Source organism: Paenibacillus radicis (ex Xue et al. 2023) (assembly GCF_024722015.1).
In the GTDB taxonomy this organism is placed as follows: Bacteria; Bacillota; Bacilli; order Paenibacillales; family NBRC-103111; genus Paenibacillus_S.
On record NZ_JANQBD010000004.1, the window covers coordinates 106382 to 117588 of the forward strand.

Sequence of the window (11207 nt, forward strand, 5' to 3'; positions counted from 1 at the left end):
ATGCTGCGAGCCATTATCGTGGATGATGAAGAATTATCATTAAAACGTTTGAATAAGATATTATCCGAAAGCGGCGAGATCGAAATATGCGATTCGTTTCTGAACCCGCTGGAAGCTTATGAATTTGTAAAGAGTAATCAGGTACATGTCGTATTTCTGGATATTTCTATGCCGGAGATTGACGGTATGAGACTTTCCAGCCTGTTGCTGGAACTCGATGCTTCCATAGATGTGGTCTTTGTAACCGGATATGACGATTATGCAGTTCAAGCTTTCGATATAAATGCACTGGATTATCTCATGAAGCCCGTATCCTCCCAGCGAATGTCCAAAACGTTGGACAAGCTAAAAAAAAGACATCGGATTACGGCTGTTGAGCCTTTCATAGAGGCCAGAAGTCCCGTAACACAGATAGAAGAGCTGTCTTCTACTGAAATACTGACCGACCAGGAAAAGAGAATTCTTCGATTGATCACGGATGGACTGTCGAATAAAGAAATCGCCAATCACCTGAACATTAAGGCTGAAACGGTAAAGTCGCATATTAAAAATTTATATAGAAAGCTTAATGTTAATAATAGAGTGCAAGCGCTGCAACGTGCCAAAGAATGGCTGATACTTGTGTGAGTGCCTGCTTTTAGATTTATCGCCAAGCTAGCAAACCAGAAGAAATGTAAGTTGGATTGATATGATATAGTAATGATTCTAAAATGGTAAACGAAGAGGAGAAATGACAATGACAAAGCAAATTTTGATTAATCTTCCTGTGAGCTGGCGGTACTATTTTCAGTAAACCCGCAGAACATCAAGGCTGGATGTATGGCTGCGGTTTTGCTGATTTGGATGGACATAGGTGGAATATGCTGTATATGGATATGAGTAAATTATCGAAGGAATAAAGGCTAGGAGTTGCTGCAATGGATAAATGGTCTTCTGAGTCTCCCAAGATTGTTGGTCAAACAGCTTCAGTGGGTTTTCAAATCGGCGTACGAAGAACGCTTCCAATCTCAGCGGAGCAGGCTTGGTCGTTTCTAATTTCTGCTCAGGGTGTGAAACTATGGATCGGTGATGTACCGTCCCTTAAATTGAGTGTAGGGGAATCCTTCACCTCCCAAGAAGGTATTTCAGGCGAATTCAGGGTCGTCAAACCGAATCAACAGCTTCGTCTAAGATGGAAGAAACAGGACTGGCCGCAGCCATCCACGCTGCAAATCAGGCTGATATCTACTAAGCCCGACAGAACAACGATTAGCTTCCATCAGGAGAAACTGGATCATGCGAATACACGGGAACAGATGAAGCTGTATTGGGAAGATGTGCTGGACACGATTAGAGAAAAACAAGCGTAGCCATATCGACCAGCCCAACCTATAACGCTGTATCTTTTGAGGACCCGTGCAGAAATAAATACGAAATGGTTCACCGATTAAATTAAAGCCGTATAAAAATCAGGGGCCTAAGCTCTACCCATTAAGAACTTTAACACACCAGATAGGGTGTGTTTTTTAATTCTTTACAGAAACAAAGTCCTTTACATTTTCTAAGATTTTTATGTATTCAAACATCAGACGGTTTCCTTCTTGAATATTCGGATAGGGGAGATCGTTGTTACTTAAGGTCTTGAACGGAACAGAAAATTCCGTTATTTAATCTTTTGCCTCCAATTTAAGACGATAGCGGAAGTCGGAATTCCGCTATGTGGCGCGAATGACCAGGGCAAGGCAACAAACAGAGAGATAACGGAAGTGCGTCTTCCGTTATCTCTCTGTTTGTTGTGCTTTCCAAGCAATAGCGGAATGATTGCTTCCGCTATTGCTTCAACTAATGATTATAAAAAAGGTTTACTTAAGAAATCAGTGCTAGGGGTTACAGGTTTTGTCAAAAGGGGTGTACAGACGATAAATTTTCATTAAAATCCTGTTATTTACAAAGTTAACCAAGTTCAGATGTTGCATATAGAGGTGCTTAATTGTATACTCAAATAAACGATGTACATATGATCTTATTATGTACAAATGTTCAAGTGGCGATGATAGGAGGTTTAAGATGGTATGCCAGAGATAAATCATGAACGATTTCGGCTGCTGGTAAAAATATGCCAGCTGTATTATGAGGATGGCTTGAATCAATTGGATATAGCCAAGCGTTTAGGGATTTCCCGTCCGCATGTTAGCCGAATGCTTGCAGCTGCCAAGAGTGAGGGCATTGTGCGAATATCGATACATAATCCGTTCTCCAGCGAGCAGGAGCTTGAGAAATGCTTCATTGAAACCTTCGGCATTCAAGATGCGATAATCGTTGATTCCTCTGATTCTGATCCGAACAAGCTGCATGCTCAGCTCGGCCGTACGAGTGCTGCGCTTATAGAGTCTGTACTGATGGACGGCGATATTGTTGGGCTTATGGCCGGGCGGACTGTAGCGAGCGCAGCAGAGGAGCTGGATTATTTTGCGAGAGAAGGACTGCAATTTGTACCTTTGGTAGGCGGTTGGGGATCTGAAGGGGGAGCATGGCACGCAAGCTCTAATACAATGGCCTTTGCAAACAAACTGAAATCCAAATACTGGATGGTGCATGCACCTGCCGTGGTGGCCAATGTAGAAACGGGTATTTTATTGCGCCAGGAACCGGAGATTGACAAGGTGCTTCAGCTAGCACAGCGTAGCCGTGTAGCTATCATCAGTATTGGCGAGGTTAGCGAGCAGGCGACTATGGTGAAAACGGGAAATATGAGTCACGAGGATATTACAGAGGTGGAAGCACGGGGCGCCGTGGCGAATCTATGTGCTTCCTTCATCGATCTTGACGGGCGGGAAATCGATTTTCCGGGAAAAAATAGATTTATCGGCTTGACGGCAAGAGAGCTTCGTGCCATACCGAACGTTATTGGAATAGCTGGCGGCGCCCAGAAAGTAAAAGCAATTACTGCGGCGTTGCGCGGCAAGTGGATCGATATTCTCGTAACCGACGCAGCGACAGCGAGGGCGATTATAGATTTTCATCGAAGTAATGAAGCAAAGTAAGAAGGAAGGAGATTGGTCCATGTCTGAGATAAAGTCGGTATTCAAGTCGGGTTCCGCTGAAGCCCATACGCTGTTATCAGAGAACGGTTACTATGGAAATTACGGAGGTTCGTTTATACCAGAAATTCTCGTTCCCGCATTTGAAGAGATTTCCAAGCAATTCGAGGTGATAAAAAACGATGAAGCTTTCTGGCAGGAATATTGCGCGCTGCTGGCTGATTATTCAGGCAGGCCTACCCCGCTAACTTATGCGGATCGTCTGACGGAGCATTTTGGCCGTGCGAAGATTTATGTTAAACGCGAGGATTTGAATCATACAGGAGCACATAAGCTGAATAATGCTCTCGGTCAAGCGATGCTTGCCAAAAAAATGGGCAAAACTCGGATTATTGCCGAAACGGGGGCTGGACAGCATGGCGTAGCAACAGCTACGGTAGCGGCGAAGCTAGGACTGTCCGCGACTATCTATATGGGGCGCGAGGATATGGAGCGCCAATATGCCAACGTCTTCTGGATGAGACGGCTGGGAGCAGAAGTCGTTGCAGTCGATTATGGATCGCAGACGTTAAAGGATGCGATTAATGAGACGCTGAGAGACTGGGTATCCAGCTTTGAAACGACCCATTATGTTTTAGGTACGGCATCAGGTGCCCATCCCTTCCCGGCTATTGTGGCATTCTTTCAATCGATTATCGGCATTGAAGCCAAACAACAGATTATTCAAGCGGCCGGTCAGCTGCCAAGCCATGTCTATGCATGCGTTGGAGGGGGCTCGAATGCACTTGGTATATTTCAAGCGTTCTACCCCCATGATGAGGTGCAGCTAGTCGGAGTTGAAGCGGGTGGGCAAGGCAAGGAATCCGGCAATCACGCTGCGCGAATTGCTTATGGAGAAGGAATGCCTGGTGTCGCTCAAGGTTATAAAACCATGTTCCTGCAAAATAAGGATGGACAAATGCATGATACGCACAGCATTGCGGCCGGCTTGGACTACGTGGGTGTATCACCGATTTTGACCGATTTATCCGAGAAGGGGAGAGTTCAGTTCGCAGCAGCAACCGACGCGGAAGTAATTGATGCGTTGGAGGTAGTAATGAAGACAGAAGGGCTGATTCCTGCTTTGGAGTCCACACATGCTTTTGCTGGGGCATTCCAGCATCTTGCTGAATCATCGAGGTCGGATATCTTCATTATTAACATGTCCGGGCGAGGCGACAAAGACATCTTCAATGTAGCGGAGGGATTGCGGGATGAAGAATGGAAAGCATTTATCCAACAAAAAAACAAGCAATACAACGATTAAGCTCGCTGAGCAAATTAAGGGCAATAAAGCGGCATCCGGAAAGTCCATTCAACTGATGACACATCAGATTCTAGGTTATCCCGATTTCGATACCAATTACGAGATGATCCAACTGTTTCATGAGAATAGCGTTGATCTTGTAGAATTGCAGCTGCCTTTCTCGGAACCTATTGCGGACGGTCCTGTATTTTTGCGAGCGAATCAAACCTCGTTGGCGAACGGGACGACGACCCGGCAGTGTATGGATTTTGCAAGGCGAGCCGTTACAAACTTTCCGAACATCTCTTTTATATTCATGACTTATTATAATATTGTCATACAATATGGTATTGAGCCATTCATTAGAGAATGCGCGGACATCGGTATCCGTGGGCTGATTGTACCGGATGCCTTGCCTGAGGAAAGCTGTGACTTCATGAATGCATGTCGTGAATATGGGGTGGAACCGATTCTTATCGCCACTCCCTATACAACTGATTTGCGTTTAGCCTATTTATCGGAGCAAACCGGAGGCTTCCTCTACTGCGCGCCACGAAAAGGAGTGACTGGATCGAGAACAGCATTCGGTGATGAGACTGACGATTTTTTATCCCGTGTACGCGGCTTTGCAAAGACACCTATCGCTGTCGGATTCGGTATTCAGACCGGCGAGGATGTTGCATTCCTGCAGGGGAAATGCGATATCGCCATTATTGGAACTCAACTGCTGAATATTCTGGAGAAGGATGGGCTCACAGGCGTGGAGAGGTTTTTGAAATCCGTAAACAGTAATACTCGATGACTTAAAGTAATTCGGGGACTATACAAAGAGCTAATCTCGCCACGCCGAATAAAGTGTGGTTTTTTGCTGTAAATAAATCTATTGATGCTTACATAATATTTTATACTTACTTTTTAAAAGTAACTATGGTAATATAACTATTGTGATTATATTTGGAATATTTTAGACCAGAGGAGAGAAGATACAATGAGCCCATTCACTGAGCTTTTAAAATCCAGGAGATCAGCTAACAAGTTCAAATCAGAAGTGACGATCAGCAGGCAGGAGCTGGACGAGCTGTTTACTCTTGTTAAGTTTGCTCCGTCCGCTTTTAATTTGCAGCATACACATTATGTGGCAGTAACGGATCAAGAATTGAAGGAACAAGTATATGAGGCAGCTTTCAAGCAATATAAGGTCTTAACCAGCTCAGCGGCGATTGTTGTACTTGGAGATTTGGAAGCGTATCGTAATATCGGGCCAATTAACGAGGGGTTATTGAGTCTGGGCATTATAGATCAGCGGGAATATGACGAAACCGTAAGCAGTGTGCATGCTATGTATGAGGGCGGAGGCGAGCGGTTCAAACGGGATGAGGCCATCCGTAATGCAAGCTTATCTGCTATGCTATTCATGCTAATCGCCAAGGATAAAGGCTGGGATACTTGTCCGATGATAGGTTTCGATCCCGTCCGGATCACACAAGCGCTTAACATTCCGGACAGGTATGTTCCTGCTATGCTGATAACCTTAGGGAAGGAAGATACAAGCAAACAAAGACCACGCGGTTACCGTAAGCCGAATGGGGAATTTGTCAGTTATAACGGTTTTTAAGAAACGCCTCAACTAATAGTAAGCTTTGACCCGAAAAGTGGACTCACTTTATAAGAGTACCCATTAGTCGGGTTATTTGCGTTAAGCACAATAAATGAGAGCTCCCCGAGAGAAATCTGCTTTTAAAAGAGAGCTGCGGTTTGACAACTACCTTAAATTCATTTTAACTATAATTAATAGATTGTTTACCTTAAGGATTGGAGAAGTTCAATGGTATATCGAAATTTGGAAGAATGCATAATCGATTTAGAGAAGAATGGACATTTGGTTCGTATTCATGAAGAAGTTGATCCTTATTTGGAAATGGCCGCAATTCACATAAAAGTTTATGAGTCCGGTGGGCCGGCGTTATTATTTGAAAATGTAAAAGGCTCGAAGTATCGGGCCGTATCCAACCTTTTCGGTACTATAGAACGCAGTAAGTATATATTTCGGCATACCTGGGAAGCGGTACAAGATGTAATGTCCTTGCGTAACGACCCTATAAAAGCTATAAAAAATCCGCTTAAATATATAGGAACGGGCTTGGCAGCATGGAAGGCTCTTCCTATTAAAAAAACTGGGGGTCATCCGGTTACGTTGCAGGAAATCCAAATATCAGACCTGCCTCTCATCCAACATTGGCCTGAGGATGGCGGCGCATTTATCACCTTGCCTCAAGTGTACTCGGAGGATCCCGATAAGCCGGGAATTATGAATTCCAATCTGGGTATGTATCGTATTCAACTCAATGGTAACGATTATGAACTGAATAAGGAAATTGGTCTGCATTACCAGATTCATCGCGGTATCGGAGTTCATCAGGACAAAGCTAATAAAAAAGGAGGCCCTCTTAAAGTGAGTTGTTTCATTGGGGGGCCTCCGGCACATACACTGTCAGCGGTTATGCCCTTGCCCGAAGGCTTAAGTGAAATTACTTTTGCGGGACTGCTGTCTGGGCGTCGATTTCGCTATAGCTACATTGACGGCTACTGTATTAGCAATGATGCTGATTTTGTTATAACGGGAGAAATTTATCCCGGAGAGACTAAGCCAGAGGGACCTTTTGGCGATCATTTGGGCTATTACAGCCTTACGCATCCTTTTCCTCTAATGAAAGTGCATAAGGTGTATGCCAAGCCTAATGCCGTATGGCCATTTACCGTCGTCGGTAGGCCGCCACAAGAAGATACGTCATTCGGTGAGCTTATCCATGAGCTAACAGGCGATGCGATCAAGCAGGAAATCCCTGGTGTAAAAGAAGTTCATGCTGTTGATGCTGCAGGCGTGCATCCGTTGCTTTTTGCAATTGGCAGTGAACGCTACACCCCTTACCAGCAAGTCAAACAGCCCGCCGAGCTGCTGACGATTGCTAATCGTATTTTGGGAACAGGGCAGCTGAGCTTGGCGAAGTACTTATTTATAACAGCTGAAGAGAATCAACCCTTGAATGCGCATCATGAAGTTGATTTTTTAGCCTACATTTTGGAACGTATGGATCTGCAGCGGGATATTCACTTTTATACTCAAACTACAATCGATACGCTGGACTATTCCGGTACAGGATTAAATAGCGGCAGCAAGGTTGTATTCGCAGCATATGGAGATAAAAAAAGAGATTTATGCCTCGAGGTTCCTAACATTTTTAATGAACTGCGGGAGGTTGAACAGGCTCGCTTGGCGATGCCCGGTATCGTGGTAATTCAAGGTGCCAAGTTTACTACCTACAGCGAAGCGCAGCAGGAATTAAAAGAGCTGTGTGATGATATTCAGTCTAAAGGTCCGATTCCGTCTTGCCCGATGATCATATTGTGTGATGACAGCCAGTTTATGAGTGCGACGATTAACAATTTTCTTTGGGCAACATTTACACGCAGCAATCCTTCCCATGATATATATGGCGTCAACAGTTATTATGAGAATAAGCATTGGGCTTGTGATAATGTTATTATTGATGCCCGTATCAAACCTCATCAAGCACCGCCATTAATACCGGATCCGGATGTTGCAAAAAACATCGAAAGATTTTTTGCAGAAGGTGCTAGCTTAGGTGGAATTAAGCTGTGATGAGTATGCAAGGAAGGGCTGCACCGAAAGTCATTTTGGGACAGCCCATCCACCACTTTATCCTGATATAGAGTCGCAAAAGAACCCTCAATTCCACTTTGGTAGTGGAGTTGAAGGTTCTTTGTACATTTTATGGGATACAGACACTGGGCTTTTCCCTTTTGAGACAACCACTTCTTGAGGTATAGAACGGAGATGGGATTGGGATCAACATTTAATAGTTTTGATTACAATATCCCCATCCATTTCCGATGACAGCCTGCTGTTGTTGAGGATAATAATCATAAGGTTGACGATTCGAATGAACAGGAGCCTGATTGTTGTTGGGCTTATTCGAATAGGCTGAATTAGCTGCTGCATTGCTTTGGACCTGATTTGTTTTGCAATCGCTAGGCGGTCCAATGAAAACAGTTTTCGTTATAGGGGCCAACGTTTCCTTCACTTGTGCCTCATTAAGGCAATAAGTATGGGCGAACACACTAGCAGGTGTTAATCGCAGCAGGTCGGAACCACCTATAAATTCAGGAGTCGGCGCATCGAATATGGCCAATAGATGTGTGTTATCTACCGTAGCAATTTCATAATGCCACCAGCCCTGCGGCACATTAGCGACTTGGCCCGGATGGATTGAGAAATTGAGCAGCTGTTTTGTAAATGGATTGACTATGGAGACAACAGCGGCGCCGGAAATACAATACACTAGTTCTGAGGCATTTTGATGGATGTGGGGCTCAATGACATTTCCAGTACTAAGAAAAATATCAAGCAGAGACGTGTTGCCTAATGTGTTAAGCTGATCGATGGAAAGAATATTAATATAATTCTGATCATCCTTTTTGAAAAAGAGGTTGTTATTTACATCAAAGGTGAATTGTGTGGACGGTGAAGTATAGTCCATGTATGAAACGGTCACTTTTTTCCCTACCTTCATTTAATATAGGCTTTTGACTTATGGGATATCTTATGTTTCTCCCCAGAAGAAAGTGCACTATTTTATAGCGAAGGTATTTCACTGTGTTTAGAGGGGGGAAACGGGACTGGACAAACAGGGGGGCGCCTATATTTTCTTTTACAATGGGTTTTAATCAATTTGATGATAGATCAACAGCTCCTCAGCAATGAATGCATTTGATATTCCTGGTCAATTGACCATTGTACTTCCTTGAGTTTAGCGCGAGACTTGGCAACCTCTGAAGCTTGCCGAGGGGTGTTACTCAGTACCACGATTGTAAAGTCGCCAAGCTGTCAGCTGCCTTTGGGCATATCTATCTTGGCGGTAGCTCTTGTTTACTTTGCAAAAGATCCGATTGTTATAGAGTGAACACCGTTCCTGCGTCCGGTACATCGGCCAATCGCTCCCCATAACTTCCTCCTGGCGGTCGGTTGAAGCCATTCTAGCATCATTATTTTTTCCAGCGGTTCGGCGGCATGTAAAAAACTGCGAAAGTGCAGGTTTTTTCAATGGAAAACGTTCGTTTAGAGGAAATGCCTGCAAATATACAGGAATGTTAGCCTAGGATTGTTTCGCCTTGAGTTTGAAAGGTAAAAACATGTATTTTTGCAGGAAAACTTCGCTCTGTACAAAAAAAGATAGAAAAGATGTAAGATTGCAGGCTTTTTACAATCGTTTCATCGCATTTGGATGGAGCTCATACCTCACAACATGCTTGCCCTCCGCGCCGGCTACAGGGGAGAACAATCCCTTTGTGCAGAGTGAATGCAGGATACGAATGGCAGTGCGATGGTTTATGCACAAATGAGTCTCCACATCAATGGGGCGCAGCGGACGAGCGAGCATGCAGGCAAGCCGGATGATTTCCAGTTCCGCTACACTCTTCATGCTTGTAGGAGAAGATTGTGGGAGATAGCGGCTAAACACCATTTGCAGCAGGGTCTTGCACAGTTCAGGACGGTGAGCAACATCATCGTATGCAACTGAAATTACCTGAAAGCCCATAGCAGATAAGAAGGTTTCCCGGTTCAGCTCGTGGCAATATTTTTGTCTGTCCATATCCCGTACATGTGGACCGAAACCTTTGATTTCTAGGATTAGCTTGACATGCGAGGTTATCAAGGCAAAGTCGCAGAAGTAGGATAACCCCCGCCAATCGAGCACTTCGAATTCTGGATGTAAATTGTTGAAATCCCCCTGCAGAGGCCACCATACGTTGCTGCAAAACAGCTTCTCAGCTTCCCGGTGTCCTCGCTCCAAGCGGCCTCTCCGTTCCCCCGTTCTTTTATGCAAATGATGTTGAATAAATGCTGCATGCGCCGCCTCGAAATTCATGGTATCATCCCTCCCAAATTAAAAAAGAACGTCCCGGGTCCATTTCGCGTAGGAATGGACCCGGGACGTTCTTCGTCACTTACATTTTATTATAGTAAAGAATCTATCATTTAACCAGTAGGCATAGGGTGAATGTACAAAAGTCGTGGTGATAATTAAAATTACGGTAAGGTGTTAAATTTTAAAATGGTACAGTCTGGGTCTGTTACTCGCTGATGATAATAAGCTTCCCAGCCCAGAGTAAACGGAACGCGTGGGGTTCGACCGATCACCATGCAACGCCACAACGGGAGCCGCGCACGTTGCAAAAAATCAAGCTTTGCGGCGCTTATTATGAACCCAGCGGCGATAAATCAGATAGGTTACTAATAAGAATAGAGCATAGATTCCAATGGCCATAAGAAGCTTATATACACCGGAGAACAGATGCTCCCCGATATAGGCATATACGAGCATGGCGGGAATTTTTCCAACAGCTGATGCTACCGCGTAAGTGAGCAGCCGGATGGACAATAGGGCCGAATATACATTGACTAAGGCTTGCGGCAAAACGGGAATCATGCGGGCAAAAACAATTGTCCAAAACGGATGATGCTCAATGGTTTGTGTCAGTCGTTCAAGTTTGTTAAATTTGGCTAAATAGGCTCGGCCTTGCTTTTGGAAAAAGATTTGCACCAGCAAGTAAATGATCACACTACCTACGGAGGCGGCAAGCCAGCTTATTAATGCGCCCAGTAAAGAGCCGTAGAAATAACCGAGCATTCCGATAATAATTTTGAAAGGAATGACTGGAAATAGGATGAAGCCTACGGCTATGAGAAATATAAGAGCTAAAGGGGCTTCGCCATTTTGAAGCCAGCTCACAATTTCATTTCTGTACATATAGAAAATCAGGATAGCTGCTGCGTAACCGATGCCTGCGAGAATGCTTTTCATATTTGTTTTTAGAGCCCC

At 44.4% G+C, this 11207-nt stretch carries 11 protein-coding genes and 1 pseudogene; 8 read left to right on the forward strand and 4 right to left on the reverse strand.

Annotation, left to right across the window (positions count from 1 at the left end):
* The 8 genes and pseudogenes from NV381_RS07060 (at position 1) to NV381_RS07095 (ending at position 7966) form a co-directional block, all read left to right on the forward strand.
* Positions 1-627 (forward strand): DNA-binding response regulator, encoded by a 627-nt coding sequence (locus NV381_RS07060; RefSeq protein ID WP_258212565.1) that lies wholly within the window; start codon positions 1-3, stop codon positions 625-627.
* A gap of 143 nt (positions 628-770) precedes the next feature.
* A pseudogene (locus NV381_RS07065) lies at positions 771-899 on the forward strand (extradiol dioxygenase); the annotation flags it as partial.
* Positions 900-917: 18 nt separating this feature from the next.
* The gene (locus tag NV381_RS07070) at positions 918-1349 is read left to right on the forward strand and encodes an SRPBCC domain-containing protein (protein ID WP_258212566.1); all 432 of its coding nucleotides are present in this window, start codon (positions 918-920) and stop codon (positions 1347-1349) included.
* Positions 1350-2051: 702 nt separating this feature from the next.
* Positions 2052-3023, forward strand: a complete 972-nt coding sequence (locus NV381_RS07075; RefSeq protein ID WP_258212567.1) for a sugar-binding transcriptional regulator — start codon at positions 2052-2054, stop codon at positions 3021-3023.
* Positions 3024-3042: 19 nt separating this feature from the next.
* Positions 3043-4326 carry a tryptophan synthase subunit beta gene (trpB, locus tag NV381_RS07080; protein ID WP_258212568.1) on the forward strand — a complete coding sequence of 428 codons (1284 nt, stop codon included), beginning with the start codon at positions 3043-3045 and terminating at the stop codon, positions 4324-4326.
* A complete protein-coding gene (gene trpA / locus NV381_RS07085) occupies positions 4274-5107 on the forward strand; it encodes a tryptophan synthase subunit alpha (RefSeq protein ID WP_258212569.1) in 834 nt (277 codons plus the stop codon). Before trpB ends, trpA begins: the two co-directional genes overlap by 53 nt.
* A gap of 186 nt (positions 5108-5293) precedes the next feature.
* A complete protein-coding gene (locus NV381_RS07090) occupies positions 5294-5920 on the forward strand; it encodes a nitroreductase family protein (protein WP_258212570.1) in 627 nt (208 codons plus the stop codon).
* Positions 5921-6130: 210 nt separating this feature from the next.
* Positions 6131-7966, forward strand: a complete 1836-nt coding sequence (locus tag NV381_RS07095) for a UbiD family decarboxylase (protein WP_258212571.1) — start codon at positions 6131-6133, stop codon at positions 7964-7966.
* 214 nt (positions 7967-8180) lie between these two features.
* On the opposite strand, the gene NV381_RS07100 is transcribed toward NV381_RS07095, so the two are convergent.
* The 4 genes from NV381_RS07100 to NV381_RS07115 form a co-directional block, all read right to left on the reverse strand.
* Positions 8181-8879: a cupin domain-containing protein gene (locus tag NV381_RS07100; RefSeq protein WP_258212781.1), complete on the reverse strand. Its 699-nt coding sequence runs from the start codon at positions 8877-8879 to the stop codon at positions 8181-8183.
* Between the two features lie 297 nt (positions 8880-9176).
* On the reverse strand, positions 9177-9329 hold the full coding sequence (locus NV381_RS07105) for a hypothetical protein (protein ID WP_258212572.1): 153 nt from the start codon (positions 9327-9329) through the stop codon (positions 9177-9179).
* 255 nt (positions 9330-9584) lie between these two features.
* Positions 9585-10253: a hypothetical protein gene (locus NV381_RS07110; RefSeq protein WP_258212573.1), complete on the reverse strand. Its 669-nt coding sequence runs from the start codon at positions 10251-10253 to the stop codon at positions 9585-9587.
* A 312-nt stretch (positions 10254-10565) separates the two neighbouring features.
* Positions 10566-11189, reverse strand: coding sequence for a TVP38/TMEM64 family protein (locus tag NV381_RS07115; RefSeq protein ID WP_258212574.1), 624 nt, complete (start codon positions 11187-11189; stop codon positions 10566-10568).
* Positions 11190-11207 lie beyond the last annotated feature (18 nt).

Excerpts from the sequence above, each read along its gene's own strand:
- NV381_RS07060 (WP_258212565.1), top strand. The coding sequence starts at position 1 with ATGCTGCGAGCCATTATCGTGGATGATGAAGAATTATCATTAAAACGT.
- NV381_RS07070 (WP_258212566.1), top strand. The coding sequence starts at position 918 with ATGGATAAATGGTCTTCTGAGTCTCCCAAGATTGTTGGTCAAACAGCT.
- NV381_RS07075 (WP_258212567.1), top strand. The coding sequence starts at position 2,052 with ATGCCAGAGATAAATCATGAACGATTTCGGCTGCTGGTAAAAATATGC.
- trpB (WP_258212568.1), top strand. The coding sequence starts at position 3,043 with ATGTCTGAGATAAAGTCGGTATTCAAGTCGGGTTCCGCTGAAGCCCAT.
- trpA (WP_258212569.1), top strand. The coding sequence starts at position 4,274 with ATGAAGAATGGAAAGCATTTATCCAACAAAAAAACAAGCAATACAACG.
- NV381_RS07090 (WP_258212570.1), top strand. The coding sequence starts at position 5,294 with ATGAGCCCATTCACTGAGCTTTTAAAATCCAGGAGATCAGCTAACAAG.
- NV381_RS07095 (WP_258212571.1), top strand. The coding sequence starts at position 6,131 with ATGGTATATCGAAATTTGGAAGAATGCATAATCGATTTAGAGAAGAAT.
- NV381_RS07105 (WP_258212572.1), bottom strand. The coding sequence starts at position 9,329 with ATGGGGAGCGATTGGCCGATGTACCGGACGCAGGAACGGTGTTCACTC.
- NV381_RS07110 (WP_258212573.1), bottom strand. The coding sequence starts at position 10,253 with ATGAATTTCGAGGCGGCGCATGCAGCATTTATTCAACATCATTTGCAT.
- NV381_RS07115 (WP_258212574.1), bottom strand. The coding sequence starts at position 11,189 with ATGAAAAGCATTCTCGCAGGCATCGGTTACGCAGCAGCTATCCTGATT.